The following is a 20798-nucleotide window of genomic DNA, read 5'->3' on the forward strand; positions in this document are numbered from 1 at the left end:
CTTGGGTCCTGGCGAACGCAAGCCACACCCGCCCGCCGGTCTGCGCGCGGATAAGGGATGAGCGATCGGAAATCCGGCCTGTCAGCCAAAAAGGTTTATGCCGCCGGCGGCCCAAAGAAAGCCGGGGCGACATTTTCATGCCGACCCCGGGGGAAGGTGCGGGCAAAATGGCCCGTTGGGGAGGTTCGGTGCATCTCCTGAAATTTCAATGTTCATATTATTCGATTCTTGCGTCTTCGCGAAGTGCTACGAAGCATTTATTCAAAAATTTGCGAATATTGGTATTTTTATATCGTAAATTATGACAGGGGCGGGGCAAAATCTGTCGCGGAGGTTGCGGCTGCTTTGTCGGTTCCCGCGGCCGCGAGGATGGCCTTGGGCGCGCGGGGCGCGGCAACGGGTATCTCTACGGCAGGCGGGGCGCTGCCAGCCGTCCGGGCAGGTGTTCGGACCTTCGCCCGATCAGTCGCGCGGTGCGGCGGCGCGGCGCAGGCGGTCGTTGATCGCTTCGCCAAGTCCCGCCTCGGGGATCGGCATGGCGGCGATGCCGGAGGCGCCGGCACCGTCGAGCCTGCGCAGGGCGGAAAACAGCCGCGTCGCCGCCTCGACCATATCGCCGCGCGGGCTGAGGTTTTCGATCGCCACGGCCTGCTCCGCGCCTTCGGGAAGGGGCGCGCCGAAGGCAAGCAGCGCCTCGCCGGGCCGGACATCCGCCGCGTTGAGCCGCAAGGGCGCGTTCGGGGCGTAGTGCGAGGTCAGCATCCCGGGCGCCTGCGGTGCGGCGGTGGCGTTGCCTTCCGGGGCGAACAGCGGCGTGCCCAGCACCGCTTCAATCTTGTCCCGGGCAATCCCGCCGGGCCGCAGCAGCCGAGCCTTGTCGTCGACCAAGGCGATGATGGTGGATTCCACCCCGACCGGCGTTGCGCCGCCGTCGATCACCAGCGCCAGCGAGGCGCCGAGGTCCTCGGCGGCGGCCTCGGCGGTGGTCGCGCTGATCCTGCCGGAGCGATTGGCGCTCGGTGCGGCGAGCGGACGGCCGCTGGCGGCGGCCAGATCGCGCATGATTGCCGCGGACGGAACCCTCAGCGCGATGGTGTCGAGCCCGGCGGTGGCCAGGTCGCACACGGGGCTGTCTTCCCGCTTCGGCACCACCAGCGTCAGCGCGCCGGGCCAGAACGCTTCCGCCAGAGCGCGGGCGCGCTCGTCAAACCTGCCGTGTTTCTCGGCGGCGGCCAGCGATTCGACATGACTGATCAGCGGGTTGAAGCGCGGCCGCCCCTTGGCTGTAAAGATCGCTGCGCAGGCCTCGTTGCTGGTGGCATCGGCGGCGAGCCCGTAGACGGTTTCCGTCGGCACTGCGACAAGATGCCCGTCCGACAGGTCGCGCACCGCTGCGGTAAGCTCCGGCGAGGCCATCCAGTTGCGGGTATTCGGGTCGATCGTCCAGCGTCGCATGCTATCCATCCAGAACGGCGTATCCTGCGGAGCGCGCCAGCGCGCCGCATTCGCCGGATGCTGTCGCAACGTCAGTGATTGACGTTTACGTCAACAGGCTTCATCTTCACACCGCGCCCTGTCGTCGGTTCGCGCCGCGCCGGGGCGTTCTGCGGCGACTTTCCTGTTCCGTCAAGTCGGGACAACGCAATCAGTTCAAGGAGACCTGCCTTATGTACCGTGCCCCCGTTTCGGAGATCGCGTTCACGCTGAAGGAGGTCGCCGGTCTTGCCGATGTGCAGGCCCATGCCGACCACACCGAAGTGTCCGATGATCTTGTCCTGGCGATTCTGGAGGAGGCAGGCCGGTTCGCGGCGGAGGAAATCGCACCGCTGAACACCGTTGGCGACCGACAGGGGACGCGACTGGAAGACGGCGCCGTCACCACCGCACCGGGCTGGAAGGAAGCCTATCGCGCCTGGGCGGAAGGCGGGTGGAACTCGCTGACCGGCCCTGAGGAACATGGCGGCCAGGCGCTGCCGATGATGCTGCAGGCGGCGGCGCTGGAGATGTGGAATTCCGGATCCATGGCCTTTGCCATCGGGCCGACGTTGACGGCCGGTGCGGTCGAGGCGCTGGAAAAGCACGCAAGTCCCTATCTGCAGGAAACCTATCTGCCGAAACTGGTGTCCGGCGAGTGGATGGGCACCATGAACCTGACCGAGCCGCAGGCCGGTTCCGACCTCAATGCCTTGCGCGCGCGGGCCGAGCGGGCCGAGGACGGCACCTACCGGATCTTCGGCCAGAAGATCTTCATCACCTATGGTGAGCATGATCTGACCGACAACATCATTCATCTGGTGTTGGCACGGCTTCCCGATGCGCCCGCCGGCACCCGGGGCATTTCGCTGTTCCTGGTACCGAAGTTCTTCGTCAACCCGGACGGCTCGCTGGGCGAGTGCAACGATGTGCGCTGCGCCGGCGTGGAGCACAAGCTGGGCATTCACGGCTCGCCCACCTGCACCATGGCGTTCGGCGATGGCGACGGTGCGGTCGGTTGGCTGATCGGCGAGGAAAACCGTGGTCTCGCCTGCATGTTCACCATGATGAACAACGCCCGGCTGGCCGTCGGCATTCAGGGTCTCGGGGTTGCCGAACGCGCCACCCAGCAGGCGCTCGCCTATGCGCTGGACCGGCGTCAGGGCCGGGCGCCGGGCGCCGATGGGGCCGGCATGAGCCCCATTGCCGACCATCCGGATATCAAGCGCTCGCTGCTGTCGATGCAGGCCTGGACCCAGGTGGCCCGGGCGATCTGCTACGCCAACGCCCATGCCATCGACATGGCGCGGCTGGCGGGCGAGGCGGAGCGCCGGCACTGGAACGAGCGCGCGGCCATGCTGACGCCGATCGCCAAGGCGCTCTCCACCGATATCGGCGTCGAGGTCGCGTCCCTCGGCGTGCAGATCCATGGCGGCATGGGCTATGTGGAGGAGACCGGCGCGGCCCAGCATTTCCGCGACGCACGCATCGCGCCGATCTATGAGGGCACCAACGGTATCCAGTCGATCGATCTGGTGCTGCGCAAGCTGCCGCTGTCCGGCGGCGAGCACCTGCAGGGGTTGCTCGATGAGCTGGCAGCGGTTGCCGCTGCCGCAAGGGACGATGGTCGCGAAGGCTTCGAGCCGATGGGCGTGGCGCTGCAACGGGCGCTGGCCGATCTGCGCGGTGCTGCCGACTGGATGCTGAGAGCGCAGGCGGAGGGGCGCCAGGCGGAGGCCCTTGCCGGGGCGACGCCCTTCCTGCGCCTGATGGGGCTGACGCTGGGCGCCGCGCTGCTCGCCAAGGGGGCGCTTGCTTCGGATGCGGACGAGAGCGCCGGCGCGCACCGTATTGTGCTCGCCCGCTATTTCGCGGCCAGCCATCTCGGCGAGACTGGGGCCCTGGCGGCGCAGATCGCCACTGCGTCGGATGTGGTGCTGGCCTATCGGGCCGAGGCATGAGGGCCGGAAAGACCGGATTGCGGAGGAGCGCATGATCGAAATCGAAACCGCTGGTGGGGTGCAGGTTCTGCGCCTCAACCGGCCAGCCAAGAAGAACGCCCTCACCGGCGAGATGTACACCGCCTTGTCCGAGGCGCTGGAGCGTGGCAACGACGATCCGGATATCCGCGCGCATCTGCTCTGCGGCGTGCCGGGGGCCTTCACCGCCGGCAACGATATCGCCGATTTCCTGCAATACGCGATGGGCGATGGCGGCATGGCGGATGCGCCGGTGGTGCGGTTCCTGCGTGCGCTGGCGCGCTGCGAAACACCGCTGGTGGCGGCGGTCGATGGCCTGGCCATCGGCGTCGGCACCACGCTCCTGTTCCATTGCGACATGGTCTATGCGAGCCCGCGCGCCCTGTTCAAGACGCCGTTCCTCGATCTGGGGCTGGTACCGGAGGCCGGCGCCAGCCTTTTGGCGCCGCAGCGGATGGGGCACGGCCGTGCCTTTGAGCTGTTGTGCCTCGGGGAAGGGTTCGATCCGGTGCGGGCCAAGGCCGCCGGTCTCGTCAATCACATCGTTGCGGAGGAAGCCATCGAGCTGGAGGCGCTTCAGTGCGCCAAGGCGATCGCCGCCAAACCGGCGGAGGCGATGGCCCTGTCGCGTCGATTGCTGATCGGCGACCGGACTGTCCTGCATACGCGGATGAAGGAGGAAATCGAGCTGTTCGCACAGCGTCTGCGCTCGGAGGAGGCCAAGGCTGCCTTCACCGCGTTCATGGCCAGATCGCAAGCCAGGGACTGAGAGCGCAAGGCACTCTCAAAGTGATGGGGCCGGTCCGGTGACGGACCGGTCGGGGAAGGAAAAGGGAGGGCGGCATGTCGCTCAAGGGAAAGACGCTGTTCATCACCGGGGCCTCGAGGGGCATCGGCAAGGCGATTGCGCTGCGCGCCGCGCGCGATGGCGCCAATATCGCCATAGCCGCCAAGACGGCGGAGCCGCATCCGAAGCTGGAAGGAACGATCTACACCGCGGCCGAGGAGATCGAGGCCGCCGGCGGCAAGGCCCTGCCGCTGATCGTCGATGTGCGCGAGGAGACGCAGGTCAAGGAGGCCATCGACAAGGCGGCGGCGACCTTCGGCGGGCTCGACATTCTCGTCAACAACGCCAGCGCCATTCAGTTGACCCCGCTCGCGGCAACCGACATGAAGCGGTTCGATCTGATGCATCAGATCAACACCCGGGGCACCCTGGTCTGCTGCAAGCATGCGCTCGATCATCTCGCCCGCGCGGACAATCCGCATATCCTGATGCTGTCGCCGCCGCTCGACATGCAGGAAAAGTGGTTTGCGCCGTTCACCCCTTATGCCATCGCCAAATACGGTATGAGCTTGGCGGTGCTAGGGCTGGCCGGGGAGCTGCGGCCCAAGGGGATTGGTGTCAACGCCCTGTGGCCGCGCACCACCATCGCCACGGCGGCGGTGCGCAATCTGATCGGCGGTGACGATATGGTGAGCAAGAGCCGCACGCCGGAGATTCTCGCCGATGCGGCCTATGAGATCTTCACCAGCCCGGCGAAATCCTTCAGCGGCAATTTCCTGATCGACGACACGTTCCTTACCGCGCGGGGCGTGACCGATTTCGACCGCTACCGGGTCGATCCTGCGCAGCCGCTGATGCCGGACTTCTTCGTGCCGGATGACAGCGAGCCACCCGTCGGGCTTGGCCCGGCAAAGGAATAACGCTCGGACTTTGCCCGGCAAAGGGGTAACGCTCGGACTTTGCCCGGCAAAAGGGGGGAGCTATGGGCTTGCCCTCAAGTGGGCCCAAGGAAGCTGAGACGACGATTGTGGGCGCGAAGGGCGGAGCTACCAGCCCTTCGCGCGCCAGAACAGTGCCCCGACGACGGCGGCGAGGCAGATCGCGAATGCGATCGCCCGGGCGACCGGAAAACGCTCCTCGCGATGATGTCTCCGACGGCGCTGTCGCATTGGGAGATCGCCTTTCAGCTCAGTCGAACTCCGGTCCGCGTGCGCGATAGGGCCGCAGTTCCTGCCATGCGCGCATCAGGGTTTCCAGCTCCTCGTCCGGCTCTTCCGGCAGGGTGATGCGCAGGGTGATCAGGAGGTCGCCGCGTCCGCCCTGCTTGTTGGGAAGGCCCTTGCCCTTCAGGCGCATGGTCTTGCCGCTGTTGGCGTTCGGGGCGATGTTCAGGTTGATGGCGCCATCCAGCGTGGGAACGCGCACCTTTCCGCCAAGCACCGCTTCATAGAGCGTCAGCGGCAGGTCGAGCCTGAGATCGTCGTCGCTCGGTGTGAACAGGGCATGTCGGGCAAGCCGGATCTCGACGATGGCATCGCCGGCCGCCCCGCCGTAATCACCCGGGTGTCCCTGGCCGCGCAGGCGGATTTTCTCGCCATCGACCGTGCCGGCCGGCAAGCTGACATCCAGTGTCTTGCCGCTGGGCAGGGTGACCCGCGCCTTGCCGTCATGAACGAGCTGTTCGAGGGTGACGCGGGCGACGAGATGAGCATCGGCGCCCCGTTTCGGTGCGGGGCCTCGGGCGCCCGCGCCCCGGCCCCCGGCCGCGCGACCTCGTCCGCCGAACCCGCCAAGGATATCGTTCAGGATATCGTCGAAGGCTCCGCCACCAGCCGCGCCCTGGCGAAAGCCGCCGCGCGGCCCGCCGGCATTGCGGAACAGGTCGCTGTCGGCGAACCCGTCGAAACCATGTGCCTGGAAGCGCGGCTTGCCTTCGGCGTCGATCTCGCCGCGGTCGAACTGGCCCCGCTTTTCCTTGTCGCCAAGGATTTCATAGGCCTGGTTCGCCTCGGCAAAGCGCTCTTGTGCCTTCGGGTCTCCGGCATTCTGGTCCGGATGATAGGATTTGGCGAGCTTGCGAAAGGCTCGCTTGATGTCCGCCTCGCTCGCCGATTTATCGACGCCGAGAACGCTGTAGGGATCACGCATCGCTCCGACCGCGTTTGCTTAGGGGTCTTAAGGGTATACACCTGCCAGGTGCCTAAGAGCCATATGGGATTTGATAGGAATAAAATCCAGATCTCTCGCCTGGGGATTTTGCCGCAGATACGGCCTGCGCGAAGCTCAGGCGTCGCTGTCCGGCGCCGATGAGGTCTTCAACTCGATCACCGCCCAGTCCTGCATGGCATCACGGCAGGCAACGCCGCGATAGGCGCGCACGCCGCCAATGGTGTTGGCCGTTGTTTCGAAGCTGGAACAACCGGTGCCGCCGGCGACCTTGTCCTCGACAAGGGAGAGGATGGTGCCGGAATTTCCGGTGACCGGATTGTTCCAGGAAAGCGGCGGCGCGGTGCGCGCGCCATCGCTGGCCTCGGCGATCGTCCGGGCGATGATCACCCGGTCTTCCCTGCCAATGTCCACATCCGCGGCATCTTGCTGGGCGTCGATAGACCCTGTCAGGTCGAGCGGGACTTCGACATCGGCGCTGCCGACCGGCATGGAGACGCCGCTGCACGCGCTGGTAAGCAGGGCGCAGGAGATCAGCAGTGCAAGCTGTGGCTGGCGCAACCGGTCAAAAACGGTATATGTCGCTTGCTTGCACTGCATTGGGCAACCGTCCCATACCTGAACTTCGGTGACCTGCCGCCCGGCTCGATTCGCACCGCTTCTGTGAACGGAGACACCATGACGACGTCGAAACAGGATCAATCAGAAGCCTTAACAAAAGGTGACTTCGTTGAAGCAGCGGAACCGTTTCAGCTTGTGGCTGAATGGTTTGCCGATGCGCAAGCCTCTGAACCGAACGATCCGAACGCGGGCGCGCTGGCGACGGTCGATCCCGATGGCCTGCCGAATGTGCGCATGGTGCTGGTGCGCGGTCTCGATGCGGGCGAGTTCGTCTTCTACACGAATTACGAAAGCGCCAAGGGGCGGGAGCTCTTGTCCGCAGGCAAGGCCGCCCTGGTCTTTCATTGGAAGTCGCTGCGCCGGCAGATCCGGGTGCGCGGCCTGGTGGCGCCGGTCCCTGCGGAAGAGGCGGATGCCTATTACCAGTCGCGTCCGCGCGGCAGTCGTATCGGCGCCTGGGCCTCGCAGCAGTCCCGGCCGCTGGAAAGCCGCTTTGCTCTTGAGAAGGAAGTGGCCCGCTTCACCGCCAGGTTCGGCATCGGCGAGATTCCCCGTCCCGAGCATTGGTCGGGGTTCCGGCTGACGCCGCTTGAAATCGAGTGTTGGCATGACCGGCCCTTCCGCCTGCATGACCGGGTGGTTTTCCGCCGCGAGGATGCCACCGCCCCCTGGCGCAAGCAGCGGCTTTACCCGTGAGCGCGACAGGCGCGGGCGCGGGCGGGGAAGGCATGGCGGGCAGTGCCGCCATTCCGGAACTGACCACGGCGCGCCTGCGTCTGCGCGGCCATCGGATCGAGGATTTCGACGAGTGCGCGGCGCTCTGGGCCGATCCGGGCGTGGTCCGCCATATCACCGGGACGCCCTCAACGCGGGAGCAATCCTGGAGCCGGCTGTTGCGCTATGCCGGGCACTGGGTGCATCTGGGGTTCGGCTATTGGGCGATTGAGGAGCGGACCACCGGTCTTTACGTTGGCGAGGCAGGGTTCGCCGATTATCGGCGCGATATCGAGCCCTCGCTGGAGGGCTGCGCCGAGGCGGGCTGGCTGATTGCGCCGCGCTGGCAGGGGCGGGGCTTCGCCACCGAAGCGGTCTCGGCTCTCGTCGCTTGGGGCGACCGCAATCTGCCGCAGGATATGATGGCCTGCATGATCTCGCCGGAAAACATGGCCTCGGTCCGGGTGGCTGAGCGGGTCGGCTTCACCCCCTGGACCGCAGGCACCTATCTTGGCGATACGGTTCAGCTCTATCGGCGAGCCGCCAGGCGCGACTAAAGCAGCTTCTTCCAGCGGAAATAGAGGAAGGTCAGCAGCACCGATCCCAGCATGACGCCGAGCGAGAACGGGTAGCCATAGAGCCACGAAAGTTCCGGCATCTGGGTGAAGTTCATGCCATAGATCGAGGCGATCAGGGTGGGCGGCATGAACACCACGGCGAGAACGGAGAAGATCTTGATGATCTGGTTCTGTTCGAGATTCACCAGACCGACGGTGGCATCCAGCAGGAAATTCAGCTTGGCATCAAGGGCGCTTGCGTGCTCGCGGACCGAGCGGATGTCGCGGCCGAGCGCCTTGCAGATCGCCTTCTGCTGACCGGTAAGCTGCACGAGCCGCGCATGGGTGGCCAGGTAGATGAACAGCCGCTCCAGCGTCGCGCAGGCATCGTGCATGCGTGCCACGGTCAGGCCGATGCGGCCGATCTTCTGGATGGTGCCCTGATATTCGCTGCTCTTGCGGCTGTCGAGCCCGCCGCCGAACACCAGGTTCGAGACCTTGTCGAATTGCGCGGACGCCTCCTCGATCACGTCGGCGGCCCGGTCGGCGACCGCATCCAGCAGCACGAGAAGAGCATCGGCGCCGGTGCGCGCGTTGGCGTTTTCTCCCTGCAGTCGCCGGGCGGCAATGGCGATTGAAGATGGTTCGCCGTGACGGATGCTGACGAACCGCTCCTTGGTGACAACGAAGGTCATGGAGGAGGCGGTGGGGTCGGGGTCGCGTGAGACCATCGGCATCAGGGCGGTCATCACCAGCGCGTTGCCTTCCTGATAGAGCCGCTCGGAGGTTTCAATCGCCGCCATCTCGTCGCGGGTCGGCAGATCGACGCCGATCCAGCTGGAAACGGCGGCCCGCTCTTCGGCGGTCGGTGCCGCCAGATCGACCCAGATCGCGTCCGGCGGTAGCTGATCGTCGGTGCCGAGTGATGTCTGGACGAGCCGGGTCGGCCTGCGGCAATAAGCTGTGATCATATGCAAGAACCTCCTGATGCTCGCCCTACAATGCTTGTGCGACGAACATCTTACAGAACCGTCATTCCGGCATCCCGAAAGAAGCCGGCACGACAGGCGCGAAGGGGGAAAGGCATGGCCGGCATGTGGAGACCGCCACGGCCTGACCCGCGTATGGAGCGCGTGGGGGGCAGGCTCGGTTGCGCGCCCGCAGGGGGGCGGCGCTGAAAGGTGGTTTGTCGGGAAAATAGGAGAAACCGCGGCCCAAGGGAGATGCCCTCGCCGCAAGCGGCGCAGGCCGGCCCTGGGTGCGAAAATCGAGCCGTTCTGAAACAAGCGGAAAGCCGCGCCGGTGACGGTGCGGCTTCCGGGGCAGCTTACTTGGGCCGGCGCGTTGCCGGTTTGCCAACACCCTTCTTGCAAAGGGCTGCGGCGCTCACGGCGTTGATGCCCACTGGCTTGTAAAGCTTGCCGAGGTCGGGGCGTGGGGTGGCTTGGGTGGCTTTGTCTGACTTCGCGCTCATGATCACGGTCCATAAGCAAGGGGCGGTGAGCCGTGGACTCATTTCCTTCGGCTCGTGCACAGTTCGAGTGCAATTTCGTCGAAACTAAGGATGGCGCCAACAATTGTCAGATGGCCAGTCACATTCCTTATCGCCTTGTAACTTTTTGCGAGACTGCATTGCCAGCTAGGCTCTGGGAGGCAGGTAATTTTCGCCGCATGGGCGGCGGCGTGTGAGCCTGAAAAAGAGGTGGGGAAAGGCCGATGTGCCGGGAGCGCGGGGTCGTGCAAGAGAAACGGCCGGTCGCATGACAGAAAGCGACGGGCAGGGGCTTGGCCCGGTCCCCGTTCTCATGTCATTCGGTGCGCATGCGCTTGCCACCTGGCCGGCCCCTCGTCTCGGCGGAGCTGGGCCGGATTACGCACGCGATTGGAATACCTCTTTGAATTTCGAGCTGGTGATTGGATCGCCCACGTTTCCTGCAAGGGGAACGATCGCCGTCATCATCCCCAGGATGAGGGGGCATGGCGTCAGGTCGCTTTGAGCGGCCTCCGAAGCGGGCACATGAAGCAGGAACTTCGGTGATTGTCGCTTCGCTTTGGTATTCGCGGTGGGACGAATCCGCTGAAGAAACCCACCGGAAGGAATGCAAGGGCGGTGGGGTTCGCGTGCGTGCTCATGGAGCAGCCATGATAGCGCATACACGAATTTGCGATTGCGTGGTCGTGCCCGGTGCAGCTTCAGAAGGGCCGCCAAGCCGGGGCTGCACCTTGCAGAGCGGTTCAGTTCGCCGGTGGAGACGGCGGGACGGTCTCATCCCCCTGATAGATCTCGCTGAGATCGTCCGGCAAATCCTCGATTTGGGCTGGATCGGTTCCCGTGCCCGTTTCAGCATCCGTCTCAGGGCCGGGCTTGCTGGCCGGCATTGGCGGTGGTCCCTGCCTTTGCGGGGTCTCGCCCGGGGCGAGCAATGGCAGATCTTCCGGCTCGACGTCATCGTCCACCGGTTCAAGCACGCCATAGGCTTCCAGCAGCGTGGCGTCGAGCCCGTCGAGGAAGGCGCGAATGCGCCGCGCATTGGCGCCCAGGTCATGGCGCCCGTAGCGGGAGGCGGACCGGATATCGAGGCGGGCGCCGACCGGATCGGGCAAGATCCTCAGCGCGATGTCGTCGCGAAAGCCGAACAGCAGCGATTTCGCTTCGGCCTGGAACCGGGTCGGCTCGTCCGGCAGTCCCGGTGGCAGTTCCGCGGTGATGGTCCAGCCCATCCGCCCGGCGACGTTCAGCGCCGCCGCATGCAATTCGCCCGGCGCGATGCGGAACCGGCGCGAGACAAGGTCCGGATAGGCTTCGGCCTGCAGGGCGCCGGTTTCGAATCGGCGCGGTGGAGCTCCGGGGGAAAGCGGGGGCAGCGCGGGCGGTGCCTCCGTATCGGTGCTGACATCCGCCAGAAAGGGAGAGCGCAGCAGCTCCACGCTCGCCCCGGCGACAGGGGCAAGGGCCACCGTCCCGTAGAGCAGCGCGACGGCGGCATCGCGCCAGCCGCTGCCGCCATCGCGCCACAGGTTGCTCAGAGCGATGCCCGCGCCGATGCAGGCAAAGGCGCCCAGCGAGAAACCGAGCGCCAACAGGATGAACAGTTGCGGTGTGGTGATCAGCGCCGTGTGATGGGCAAGCGCTGCGATCACCAACACGGGCACGCCCAGGCGTCCAACCTTGCGGCTGAGGCGGGCGAGGCGCGAACTGCGGCGCGGGAGGACTTTATGCATGGCCGGGGTCAGCAATCCCGTTCGATAGACCGACCCCGGACTTAGCACGCTGGCGGCGCAATGCGAACACCCGCGCGGCGCGCACCAACGCTATTGCGGGAAGGAGAAGTCGGCGAATTGTTCGCGCAAGGTGGTCTTGCGGATCTTGCCGGTCGCCGTATGCGGGATCTCCTCCACGAAGATCACGGCATTCGGCACCCACCATTTCGCCACCCGGCCCTCGAAATAGGCGAGAATATCCGCCTCGTTTGGCGTGTGCCCTTCGCGTGGGACGACCACCAGAAGCGGCCGTTCATCCCATTTCGGATGAGCGACACCAATGACGGCGGCCTCCGCCACATCGGGGTGATCAAGCGCCAGATTTTCCAGGTCGATGGTGGAGATCCATTCGCCGCCGGATTTGATCACATCCTTGGCCCGGTCGGTGATCTGCATGTAGCCGTTTTCATCGATATGCGCGACATCGCCGGTATCGAAATAGCCTTCCGGATCAAGCAGGTCCGAACTGTCTTCCTTGTAGTAGGCGGCGGAGACGGCGGGGCCGCGCACCTTCAGCCGGCCGAAGGTGCGCCCGTCCCAGGGACGCTCGACGCCATCGTCGTCGGTGATTTTCATCTCCACCGTGAAGGGCGTGTGTCCCTGTTTCTCCTGAAGGTCGAGCAGGGCCTCGCCATCAAGACCGGCGACCTCCGGCTTGAGCGAGCAGGCCGTGCCGAGCGGGCTCATTTCCGTCATGCCCCAGGCATGGATCACCCGCACGTCATAGGTGGTTTCGAAGGCCTTGGTGATGGCCCGCGGACAGGCCGAACCGCCGATCACCACCCGCTCCAGATGGGGAAGCGTCTTGCCGGTCTTTTCCAGATATTGCAGCAAGGCCAGCCACACGGTCGGCACGGCGGCGGTCAGGGTGACCTTCTCACTGTCGAGCAGCTCCCAGATCGCCTCGCCATCCATGCGCGGTCCCGGCATCACCATCCCCGCACCGGAAAGGGGGCAGGAGAACGCCAGCGACCAGCCATTGGCGTGAAACAGCGGGACCACCGGCATCACCCTGTCGCGGGCGGCAAGGCCCAGCATGTCCGGCACGGCAGCGGCCATGGCATGCAGCACGTTGGAGCGATGCGAATAGACCACCCCCTTGGGGTTTCCGGTGGTGCCGGAGGTGTAGCACATGCCCGCCGCCGCGTTTTCGTCCAGCGCCTTCCAGGCGAAATCATCATCGGCTTCCGCCAGCCAGCTTTCATAGGCCACCGCGGGAAAGGTGGTCTCGGGCATATGCTCTGCGTCGGTCAGGACGATGACCTGCTCGATCGTCGAAAGTTGCGGCCAGATCTTTTCGACAATCGGCAGGAAGGTGAGATCGACGAACAGCAACCGGTCTCCGGCATGGTTGATGATCCAGGCGATCTGATCGGGAAACAGGCGTGGGTTGATCGTGTGATAGATGGCGCCGATGCCCAGCAGCCCGTACCAGGTCTCCATATGCCGCCAGGTGTTCCAGGCCAGAGTGGCCACCCGGTCGCCTTCCTTCACGCCATAGGCGTCGAGCCGCTTGGCCAGGCGCAACGCGCGCTGGCGCATCTGCGCATAGGTCGTGCGGTGGATCGGCCCCTCGACCGAACGGCTGACAATTTCTCGCGTCGGGTGATTGCGTGCGGCATGGTCAAGAAGTCGGTTACAGGTCAGCGACCAGTCCTGCATCAGACCGGGCATGGCTGGGTTGGGCATGGGCATCTCCTCCTTTGCTGCCTCTTTGAGTTGCAGCATCCTCCGGACCCAATTTTATGACGAGTGGTTCTGCCGCTGTCCAGCGGTTGCTCACTATCACAAAGGCCAAGATGGCATCTTCCGCAGATCCCGGAAAGCGCATTCCGCAAAGGAAGTTGCGGCGCATCGTGTGATCGCTTTCCCGGAAAGGCGAAAGGAGAGAAGGAGAAGAGAGGTCGTTGTTCAGGCGGCCGCGTTGGCGGTGATCCAGTCGAGTGCCTGCGTCAGCGAGGCAGCGACATGGTTGGCGTGCGGTGTAAGCACCTCATGGCCGACCGTGCCGGTGGTGACCCCAAGGGTGCGCACCCCGGCGGCCCGGCCCGCATGAAGGTCATGCAGGCTGTCGCCGACCATGACGACATCGCGCGGTTCAAGCTTGGCCTCCCGGCAGAAACCGAGGATCATGCCCGGATCCGGCTTGGCGCCATAGCCGCTGTCGAAGCCGAGAATCTGTGTGAAGCGGGCATCGATCCCCAGTGCGGAGAGCTGCGCGCGCGCCGAGGCTTCCGCGTCGTTGGTGGCGATGCCGAGGGCAAGGCCTAGGGCGGAAAGTGCATCGAGCACCGGCATCAGGTCATCGAACGGCGTGATATGCGGCAGGCTCATGTCGCCGATGCGGGCGTTGATATCGGCGGCCAGTTCCGCCGGGTCGGTGAGGCCGAGGATCTGCGCATAGGCATCGGCCACATCGTCGTTGGAGCCGGCGACCATGATCGAATCCGGGGCGAAACGCTGCTCATGAAGATAATAGCCGCTGACCTCGGCCAGCCGACCCATGATCCCGTCGTCGCCATCGGCAAGCTCGGCGATCAACGTGTAGAAGGTCGGTCCCCAGGTGCGCTGGAAGTCGATCAGCGTGCCGTCCTTGTCGAACAGAACTGCCTTGATCCGGGTTGTCATATCCGCTCCACCATATCGGTCAGTGCCAGAAGGTCCCGCATGTTGTCGAGCACCACATCTGCGTTTGCCTCCAGATCGGCGCGGCTGGCGGCGCCGGTGGTGACGGCGACGCGGATCATGCCGGCATCGCGGGCCGCGTGCATGTCGTGCAGGCTGTCGCCGACCATGGCGATCTCGCCGGGCGCAAGGTCGACATGCCGGGCAAAGGCGAGAAGCTGACCCGGCGCCGGCTTGCGGCCGAACCCGGAATCATACCCGGCGAGAAAGGCGAAACTGTCGCCGAGGCCGAGTGCGTCCATCTGGCGCCGGGCCGAGGCTTCCGTGCCGTTGGTGGCAACGCCGAGCGGAATATCGGCCCGGGCGAGCCGCTGCAGGGTGTCGACCACCCCATCGAACGGCGACACGTTGGTAACGCAGCGCTCCAGCAAGGTCGCCTCGATGCGCTCCAGCATGGCATCCGGATCGCTTTCGCCGAGGATTTCCGCCCAGCCGGCGGCGTAGTCGGCCGGGGCCTGAACCTTCAGCACCGAGGGGCCGGTGAAGCAGGCGCGTGTCGTGTCGAACATGGCGACCTCCTCAAGGGTCGCCAGAATGCCGGCATCGCCGGCGGCAAGGTCGCGCAGCACTTCGGCAATGGCCGGGCCCCAGGTCCGGTCGAAATCGGTCAGGGTGCCATCTCGGTCAAAAAGAACGGCTTGGATGCGCATCTAGGGTCCCGCGAGGTTTTATCAGGAAACAACAGAAAGGTCGTGACGGTCTCATGACATGCCCCGGCGTGCGGGTCAAAAGATCAACGCTTTTTGTGGGCACGCGCGCTCAGCGGCGGCGATACCGGGTGGAGGGGGCAAGCGGCCCGTCGCCGCTGACCTGATGCTGGTCGATCAGGAATTCAAGCTGGGCAAGGACGGAGAGCGCCGCGGCCGGGCGCAGGCGCGGATCGAGCCCCCGATAGATTCGCGCGACCAGATCGGTGACCGTTTGCGGGCCGTCGGAAAGCTCAGTGAGGATCGCCCGTTCCCGGGTCTGCCGGTGCGCCTTCAGTCCGGCAAGATAGGTGGCCGGATCGCGCACCGGCCCGCCGTGCCCGGGCAGGTAGCACCGGTCGGAGCGGGCCTGCAGCTTGTTGAGCGAGGCCATGTAGGCGCTCATCGAGCCGTCTGGCGGGGCGACGATGGTGGTCGACCAGGCCATGACATGATCGGCGGAAAACAGGGTGTCGTCGTAGTCGAGGGCAAAGCACAGGTGGTTGGCCGTGTGTCCCGGCGTTGTCACGGCGGTCAGCCGCAAACCGTCGACCTCGATGGCCTCGGCATCCTCCAGCACTTGGTCGGGATCGTAATCCTCATCGGAACTGGCATCGAGCGGGTTGATCTCGCCTTCGCCGAGCGGGCGTGCGGCACGGTGCGGACCGCAGCCGATGATCGGCGCGCCGGTCCGTTCCTTCAGGAGCCGCGCCCCGGGCGAGTGATCCTTGTGGGTGTGGCTGATCAGGATCGCCGTCACCGGTGCCGATCCGGCTTCGGCAAGCAGCAGATCGACATGCGCTTCGTCCAGGGGGCCGGGATCGAGCACGGCGACCGCGTCACGGCCGATCAGGTAGCTGTTGGTTCCGTGCCAGGTGAAGGGGCTGGCGTTGCGCGCGGTGACCCGCCGCACCGCATCGGAAATCCGCACCGCCGCGCCATGCTGCGGGTCGAAATCGCGGTCATGCTTCAGATCGGCCATTGAACGGGTCCTCGCGCCGGCAGGTGGGATGATCCGCTCTAGACGATGCACCCGGAGGGAAGCAAGCGGAAGGTGCGGAGGGGGCTGCGGCGGTCCCAACACCTTCATCGGCAAGGTGTTCGGTCATCTTGCCGGCTAACAAGAGGATTGCGACTTTGGGATTACATGTCTAGGTTTTCCGGTTGTGTGGCTACACGGAGCGCGATGCACCGTCGCTGGCAGGGGAGGTAGAGATGCCGGCTGATGGGAAGAAATTGCAAGGAATCGCGCGACGGTTGTCACATAGCCGTTGTCGAACTCAACTATTGGCCGAGCCAGCGACGCGGGAGGAGAGATTTGCCGGTCCGTCGTTGCCTCATGTCATGCATAAAAAGGGAAGGTCCGTCATGTCCATTTCACGCCGTTTGATGCTGAAGGGCTCCGCCGCAGCATCCACGCTTCTCGCCGCTCCGGCGATTCTCAAGGCGGGCGACGCGCTCGCGTCCTCCGGTCAGGTCAATGTGTTTGCCTGGGGTGATTACATCCAGGAGAACATGATCGACAAGTTCACCAAGGACACGGGTATCACCGTGAACCTGTCGACCTACGGGTCCAACGACGAGGCGGTGCAAAAGCTCAAGGCCGCCGGCGGCAAAGGCTTCGACGTGATCTTTCCGTCCGTGACCAACGGGCCGCAGTATTATCCGGACAATCTGCTGAAGCCGCTCGACGAGAGCAAGCTGACCCTCGACAACCTGATCCCGTCGATGCTGCGCGACAGTGTCCAGCTCGGTGGCACTTATCGCGGCAAGCGGATGCTGCTGCCGTTCAACTGGGGCACCGAGGCGGTGACCTTCGACAGCACCGTGTTCCCGATGGACGATGCGGATGTGTCGCTCGGCGCGTTCTGGACGCCGGAGGCGGTCGGCAAGGTGGCGTTCCGCCAGAAGTCGGCGCTGACCGGTGTGGGCCTTTATCTCGACGCCATCGGCCAGGTGAAGTCGAACCGGATGCTTGATGTCTACAAGACCGAGGATGAGGCGCGCCGGGTCTACAGCGCGGTTGCGGCCTTCATCATCGAGAATAAGAAGAACATCGCCGCCTTCTGGAACAACGCCACCGAGGCCACCAATGCCTTCAAGCAGGCCGGTGCGGCGATCGGCCAGACCTGGGACACCACCGGGCTGCTCCTCAACCGCGAGGACGCCAAGTGGAAGTACCGGATGCCCAAGGAAGGCGGCATCACCTGGATGGATTCCATGGGCATTCCGACCGGGGCCGAGAATGTCGATCAGGGCTATGCCTTCATCAACGCCATGCTCGACCCGAAGATGGCGGGCATGTTCGCCACCAACACCGGCTACAACTCGGCGGTGACCGGCGCGGCCGATCATGCCAGCGAGAGCTACAAGAAGCAGTTCTCCGAGGTCTACAATGCGGAGAATCTGGCGAACCTGTGGTGGTGGCAGGCCGACCAGCCCTGGACCTCGCCGGTGGTCGGCGAATACGTCGATGCGGTCACCAACGCCTGACCAGGCATTGTCGCCTGATCTCAGGCGCATCAACCGATGGATTGCGGCTCCGGCCGCAGTCCGCTTTTCCCGGAGGAGGGTCCGGGCGGGATTTTGGGGAGGAAGTGCGGGATGCACGGCAAGGACGTTGTGCTGGACGGCGTATCGATGCGGTTCGGGGATTTCACGGCGGTACAGCCGACCGATCTGACCATCGAGGCGGGGGAGTTCTTCTCCATTCTCGGGCCGTCGGGCTGCGGCAAGACCACGATCTTGCGCATCATTTCCGGGTTTCTCGACCCGACCGCCGGCGACGTGCGCATCGGCGGCGACACCATGACCGGCATTCGCCCCAATGCCCGGCCAACCGCGCTGATCTTTCAGAACCTGGCGCTGTTTCCGCTGATGAGCGTGTGGGAAAACGTCGCCTTCGGTCTGGAGGCGCGCGGCATCGCCAAGGCGACCCGGCGCGAGCGTGCCGAGGAATTGCTGGCGATGGTCGCCCTCGACGGTCAGGGGGAGAAGAAGCCGACCGAACTGTCCGGTGGTCAGCGTCAGCGCGTCGCCATCGCCCGGGCACTGGCGGTGGAGCCCTCGGTGCTGTTGCTGGACGAACCCTTGTCCGCGCTCGATCTGAAGCTGCGCCAGCACATGCGCGCGGAGCTGAAGGAGCTGCAGCGCAAGACCGGCGTCACCTTCATCTACATCACCCATGATCAGGGCGAGGCGCTGACCATGTCCGACAGGGTCGCGGTGATGAACCGGGGCGTGATCGAACAGGTTGCGTCCTCAGATGAAATCTACAGCCAGCCGGCGACCCCGTTCGTCGCCAGTTTCGTGGGCGAGCAGAATGTGTTCCGCGGGCGGCTGACGGCCGTCAACGGCGAGGTGGCGGAGGTTGAAACCGCCCATGGAACCTTGCGCGGTCAGCCGCGCAATGGCGTTGCCGCCGGCGATGACGTGATGATCTTCGTGCGGCCGGAACGGGTCGGCCTGTCCCGGGCAGGGGCAGCGGAGGCGCGCGACAACCGTCTGCCTGCGACCATCGAGCGGCGTGATCTCGAAGGCCCCTTCGTCAATCTCCATTGCCGCGCCGGCGAGACCTCGCTGATGATCCATCTGCCGAACTCCGGCGAGAGTGGACCGGACCTTGCCGGCGAGGCGGAGCTGGGCTTCCAGATCGCCGATGCGGTGGTCATGCCAGCCGGGGATCTTGCCCGTGACTAGCCTGATCCGAAGCTACGGCAAGGGGCTCACCGCGCTGTTTCTCGCCCTGACGGCGGCCTGGATCGTTCTCCTGATCGTCCTGCCGCAACTCAGGATGATCGAGCGCGCCTTCACCTTCACCGATCATGGTGGCGAGGCCGCCACCCTGGCGCAGACCATCGACCGCCACTACACGCGGTTGTTCGCAATCGATACGGATCTGCGCGACCTCACCGCGCGCAAGGAAGCGGCCGGCGCCCCGGCCCCGGCTCCGGCGGCACCAAGTCTTGTTCCCAGCCCATCGCTGGCGCCCAGCCCGTCGCTGACCCCGTCGCCGAGGCTGGTTCCGAGCCCCGCCGCGCCGAGCCCGTCCATGACGCCTTCACCAGGGTTGGTGCCAAGCCCCGGCATGGCGCCATCGGCCGCGAGCGGCCCGTCGCCGGAAGAGCTGGATCGACGGATCGCCGAACTGGAGGCGGAGAAGGCGGAACTGCAGCAAAAGCTTGCGGTCCTGGAGGAAGAGGAACGCAGCAACGACGCTGAAACCGGTTTCAATGAGAGCTACTCGCTGAAGAACTTCACGGATATGAGCGAGATCCACCTGAAGATCTTCATCTCCACGCTGTTCTATGCGCTCTGTGTCACCGTGCTGGCGTTTCTCGTGTGCTACCCGGTCGCCTATGCGGTGGCGAGCACGCGCAATGCCAACAAGCTCGCCTTCCTGATGCTCGGTCTGGTGATCCCCTATGCCATCAACGAGCTGCTGCGAATCTTCTCCTGGGTGATGATCCTGGAAAAGCAGGGCATCCTCAACGGACTGTTCGACGCGCTCGGGCTGATCGACATGGGCGCGGGCGAGGGGCTGCGTTTCGTCGCCTCCAACGGGGCGGTCTTCACGGTGATGGTCTATGCCTATGTGCTGTTCATGGTGTTTCCGATCTACAACACCATCGACACGCTCGACCGCAACCAGATCGAGGCGGCGCGGGATCTCGGCGCATCGATCTGGCGGATCCACTGGCGGGTGGTGCTGCCTCATGCCAAGCCGGGCATCGCCGTGGGTGCGATCATGACCTTCATGCTGTCGGCCGGCTCCATCGCCGTGCCGGAGATTGTCGGCCGGGGCCTGCATCCGGACTGGTTCAGCCAGGTGATCTACCGGCGCTTCTTCGAGGCCGATTCCTGGAACCAAGGCGCTGCCTACTCGCTGGCGCTGCTGGTCGCCTGTCTCGTCTTCATTCTGGTCAACATGGCCGTTTTCCGTGTCGGCATCAGGGATATCGCCAAATGAGCCTGTCCGAAGCAAACACGCGGGGCGGAGTGGCGGCAGGGGCCGCCCGCCGGTCACCGATCGACTGGTCGGGGGCGATCCTCAACGGCTATCTGGTGCTGTTCTTCGCCTATATGTTCCTGCCGCTCCTGTTCATGGTGGTGGCTGCCTTCAATGCCAATCCGACCCCTTCGGTGACGGACTGGCAGGGGTTTTCCTTCCGCTGGTTCGCCGAGCTGCCGCAGGACGAACGCTTCCTGCAAGGGCTCGTGCACTCGCTCGCCATCGCCATCGGGGTGATCGTCATCGCCATCCCGCTGGGGCTCGCCGGCGCGCTGGTGCTGACCCGGCTGCAATCGCGCGGCACCACCGTGCTTTACACGGTGCTGGTGTCGCCGATCCTGACCCCGGGCATCGTGCTGGGCGCGACGACCATGATCTTCTGGCGCGATGCCTTCGGCGTCCAGGCCGGGCTTCTGACTGCGACCATCGCCCAGGCGGGGTTCATCGCCTCCTATTGCATGTTGATGTTCATGGCGCGGCTGCAGCGTCAGGACCGGGTGCTGGAGGAGGCGGCGCTGGATCTGGGTGCGTCCTCGGTGTTCGTGTTCCGCCGGATCACCCTGCCGTTTCTGATGCCGACGATCCTCACCGCCTCGGTGATCTCCTTCCTGCAGTCGATCGAGAACTACAACACCACCTTCTTCGCCATCGGGTCGAGCTGGACGCTGGTGACGGAAATCGGCGCGCGGATGCGCTTCGGCCTTTCGCCGGTGGTCAATGTCATCGGCGTGATCTTCGTGGCGATCACCATCGTCGCGGCGACCGCCTGGGTGCTGAGCCGCAGGCGGGCCGGACCGGCCGCCGGTTGACGCTTCCTCCAGGGCGCGGGACCATGCGCCGGATTCGTCGGACCTGAGC

Annotated in this window: 18 protein-coding genes; 9 read left to right on the forward strand and 9 right to left on the reverse strand. The window is 65.1% G+C overall.

All coding sequences use genetic code 11. The features are described 5' to 3' along the window. Positions 1–462: 462 nt before the first annotated feature. Complete coding sequence (locus IEV83_RS10105; protein WP_181760413.1) at positions 463–1455, reverse strand: L-threonylcarbamoyladenylate synthase; 993 nt, start codon at positions 1453–1455, stop codon at positions 463–465. A 212-nt stretch (positions 1456–1667) separates the two neighbouring features. On the opposite strand from IEV83_RS10105, the gene IEV83_RS10110 reads away from it, so the two are divergent. The 3 genes from IEV83_RS10110 to IEV83_RS10120 all read left to right on the forward strand — a co-directional run bounded on the left by IEV83_RS10110 (position 1668) and on the right by IEV83_RS10120 (position 5159). After that, positions 1668–3434: an acyl-CoA dehydrogenase gene (locus IEV83_RS10110; RefSeq protein WP_181760412.1), complete on the forward strand. Its 1767-nt coding sequence runs from the start codon at positions 1668–1670 to the stop codon at positions 3432–3434. 31 nt (positions 3435–3465) lie between these two features. After that, positions 3466–4221 (forward strand): crotonase/enoyl-CoA hydratase family protein, encoded by a 756-nt coding sequence (locus IEV83_RS10115; RefSeq protein ID WP_181760411.1) that lies wholly within the window; start codon positions 3466–3468, stop codon positions 4219–4221. A gap of 74 nt (positions 4222–4295) precedes the next feature. Next, positions 4296–5159 carry an SDR family oxidoreductase gene (locus IEV83_RS10120; protein WP_181760410.1) on the forward strand — a complete coding sequence of 288 codons (864 nt, stop codon included), beginning with the start codon at positions 4296–4298 and terminating at the stop codon, positions 5157–5159. Positions 5160–5427: 268 nt separating this feature from the next. Here IEV83_RS10120 and IEV83_RS10125 read toward each other — a convergent pair whose 3' ends face one another. Further along, entirely contained in the window at positions 5428–6387 is a 960-nt protein-coding gene (locus tag IEV83_RS10125; RefSeq protein WP_181760409.1) for a DnaJ C-terminal domain-containing protein, read from the reverse strand. 135 nt (positions 6388–6522) lie between these two features. After that, positions 6523–7005, reverse strand: a complete 483-nt coding sequence (locus IEV83_RS10130; protein WP_209003077.1) for an RT0821/Lpp0805 family surface protein — start codon at positions 7003–7005, stop codon at positions 6523–6525. Positions 7006–7083: 78 nt separating this feature from the next. On the opposite strand from IEV83_RS10130, the gene pdxH reads away from it, so the two are divergent. Together pdxH and IEV83_RS10140 are read left to right on the forward strand one after the other, a co-directional pair. Next, complete coding sequence (pdxH, locus tag IEV83_RS10135; RefSeq protein WP_181760408.1) at positions 7084–7722, forward strand: pyridoxamine 5'-phosphate oxidase; 639 nt, start codon at positions 7084–7086, stop codon at positions 7720–7722. Positions 7723–7754: 32 nt separating this feature from the next. Beyond that, positions 7755–8297 carry a GNAT family N-acetyltransferase gene (locus IEV83_RS10140; protein ID WP_181760407.1) on the forward strand — a complete coding sequence of 181 codons (543 nt, stop codon included), beginning with the start codon at positions 7755–7757 and terminating at the stop codon, positions 8295–8297. On the opposite strand, the gene IEV83_RS10145 is transcribed toward IEV83_RS10140, so the two are convergent. The 6 genes from IEV83_RS10145 to IEV83_RS10170 form a co-directional block, all read right to left on the reverse strand. Continuing rightward, positions 8294–9268 carry a magnesium transporter CorA family protein gene (locus IEV83_RS10145; protein WP_181760406.1) on the reverse strand — a complete coding sequence of 325 codons (975 nt, stop codon included), beginning with the start codon at positions 9266–9268 and terminating at the stop codon, positions 8294–8296. The genes IEV83_RS10140 and IEV83_RS10145 overlap by 4 nt on opposite strands. Positions 9269–10532: 1264 nt before the next feature. Beyond that, positions 10533–11519, reverse strand: a complete 987-nt coding sequence (locus tag IEV83_RS10150) for a DUF1499 domain-containing protein (protein ID WP_181760405.1) — start codon at positions 11517–11519, stop codon at positions 10533–10535. A gap of 90 nt (positions 11520–11609) precedes the next feature. Beyond that, the gene (locus tag IEV83_RS10155) at positions 11610–13232 is read right to left on the reverse strand and encodes a long-chain-fatty-acid--CoA ligase (protein ID WP_181760469.1); all 1623 of its coding nucleotides are present in this window, start codon (positions 13230–13232) and stop codon (positions 11610–11612) included. A 237-nt stretch (positions 13233–13469) separates the two neighbouring features. After that, on the reverse strand, positions 13470–14186 hold the full coding sequence (locus IEV83_RS10160) for an HAD family hydrolase (protein ID WP_181760404.1): 717 nt from the start codon (positions 14184–14186) through the stop codon (positions 13470–13472). Next, entirely contained in the window at positions 14183–14893 is a 711-nt protein-coding gene (locus IEV83_RS10165) for an HAD family hydrolase (protein ID WP_181760403.1), read from the reverse strand. The genes IEV83_RS10160 and IEV83_RS10165 overlap by 4 nt, the downstream gene beginning before the upstream one ends. 109 nt (positions 14894–15002) lie before the next feature. After that, the gene (locus IEV83_RS10170) at positions 15003–15911 is read right to left on the reverse strand and encodes an MBL fold metallo-hydrolase (protein WP_181760402.1); all 909 of its coding nucleotides are present in this window, start codon (positions 15909–15911) and stop codon (positions 15003–15005) included. A gap of 386 nt (positions 15912–16297) precedes the next feature. On the opposite strand from IEV83_RS10170, the gene IEV83_RS10175 reads away from it, so the two are divergent. The 4 genes from IEV83_RS10175 (at position 16298) to IEV83_RS10190 (ending at position 20749) form a co-directional block, all read left to right on the forward strand. Further along, positions 16298–17422 carry an extracellular solute-binding protein gene (locus IEV83_RS10175; RefSeq protein WP_181760401.1) on the forward strand — a complete coding sequence of 375 codons (1125 nt, stop codon included), beginning with the start codon at positions 16298–16300 and terminating at the stop codon, positions 17420–17422. Positions 17423–17533: 111 nt separating this feature from the next. After that, complete coding sequence (locus tag IEV83_RS10180; RefSeq protein ID WP_181760400.1) at positions 17534–18628, forward strand: ABC transporter ATP-binding protein; 1095 nt, start codon at positions 17534–17536, stop codon at positions 18626–18628. Continuing rightward, positions 18621–19898 carry an ABC transporter permease subunit gene (locus tag IEV83_RS10185; RefSeq protein ID WP_181760399.1) on the forward strand — a complete coding sequence of 426 codons (1278 nt, stop codon included), beginning with the start codon at positions 18621–18623 and terminating at the stop codon, positions 19896–19898. The genes IEV83_RS10180 and IEV83_RS10185 overlap by 8 nt, the downstream gene beginning before the upstream one ends. Beyond that, positions 19895–20749, forward strand: a complete 855-nt coding sequence (locus tag IEV83_RS10190; protein ID WP_181760398.1) for an ABC transporter permease — start codon at positions 19895–19897, stop codon at positions 20747–20749. Before IEV83_RS10185 ends, IEV83_RS10190 begins: the two co-directional genes overlap by 4 nt. The last annotated feature ends 49 nt before the right edge of the window (positions 20750–20798 follow it).

This window comes from Stappia taiwanensis (genome assembly GCF_014635285.1).
GTDB classification, from domain to species: Bacteria; Pseudomonadota; Alphaproteobacteria; order Rhizobiales; family Stappiaceae; genus Stappia; species Stappia taiwanensis.

Coding starts and splice junctions, on each gene's coding strand:
- IEV83_RS10105 (WP_181760413.1), bottom strand. CDS start 1,455: ATGCGACGCTGGACGATCGACCCGAATACCCGCAACTGGATGGCCTCG.
- IEV83_RS10110 (WP_181760412.1), top strand. CDS start 1,668: ATGTACCGTGCCCCCGTTTCGGAGATCGCGTTCACGCTGAAGGAGGTC.
- IEV83_RS10115 (WP_181760411.1), top strand. CDS start 3,466: ATGATCGAAATCGAAACCGCTGGTGGGGTGCAGGTTCTGCGCCTCAAC.
- IEV83_RS10120 (WP_181760410.1), top strand. CDS start 4,296: ATGTCGCTCAAGGGAAAGACGCTGTTCATCACCGGGGCCTCGAGGGGC.
- IEV83_RS10125 (WP_181760409.1), bottom strand. CDS start 6,387: ATGCGTGATCCCTACAGCGTTCTCGGCGTCGATAAATCGGCGAGCGAG.
- IEV83_RS10130 (WP_209003077.1), bottom strand. CDS start 7,005: ATGCAGTGCAAGCAAGCGACATATACCGTTTTTGACCGGTTGCGCCAG.
- pdxH (WP_181760408.1), top strand. CDS start 7,084: ATGACGACGTCGAAACAGGATCAATCAGAAGCCTTAACAAAAGGTGAC.
- IEV83_RS10140 (WP_181760407.1), top strand. CDS start 7,755: ATGGCGGGCAGTGCCGCCATTCCGGAACTGACCACGGCGCGCCTGCGT.
- IEV83_RS10145 (WP_181760406.1), bottom strand. CDS start 9,268: ATGATCACAGCTTATTGCCGCAGGCCGACCCGGCTCGTCCAGACATCA.
- IEV83_RS10150 (WP_181760405.1), bottom strand. CDS start 11,519: ATGCATAAAGTCCTCCCGCGCCGCAGTTCGCGCCTCGCCCGCCTCAGC.
- IEV83_RS10155 (WP_181760469.1), bottom strand. CDS start 13,232: ATGCCCGGTCTGATGCAGGACTGGTCGCTGACCTGTAACCGACTTCTT.
- IEV83_RS10160 (WP_181760404.1), bottom strand. CDS start 14,186: ATGACAACCCGGATCAAGGCAGTTCTGTTCGACAAGGACGGCACGCTG.
- IEV83_RS10165 (WP_181760403.1), bottom strand. CDS start 14,893: ATGCGCATCCAAGCCGTTCTTTTTGACCGAGATGGCACCCTGACCGAT.
- IEV83_RS10170 (WP_181760402.1), bottom strand. CDS start 15,911: ATGGCCGATCTGAAGCATGACCGCGATTTCGACCCGCAGCATGGCGCG.
- IEV83_RS10175 (WP_181760401.1), top strand. CDS start 16,298: ATGTCCATTTCACGCCGTTTGATGCTGAAGGGCTCCGCCGCAGCATCC.
- IEV83_RS10180 (WP_181760400.1), top strand. CDS start 17,534: ATGCACGGCAAGGACGTTGTGCTGGACGGCGTATCGATGCGGTTCGGG.
- IEV83_RS10190 (WP_181760398.1), top strand. CDS start 19,895: ATGAGCCTGTCCGAAGCAAACACGCGGGGCGGAGTGGCGGCAGGGGCC.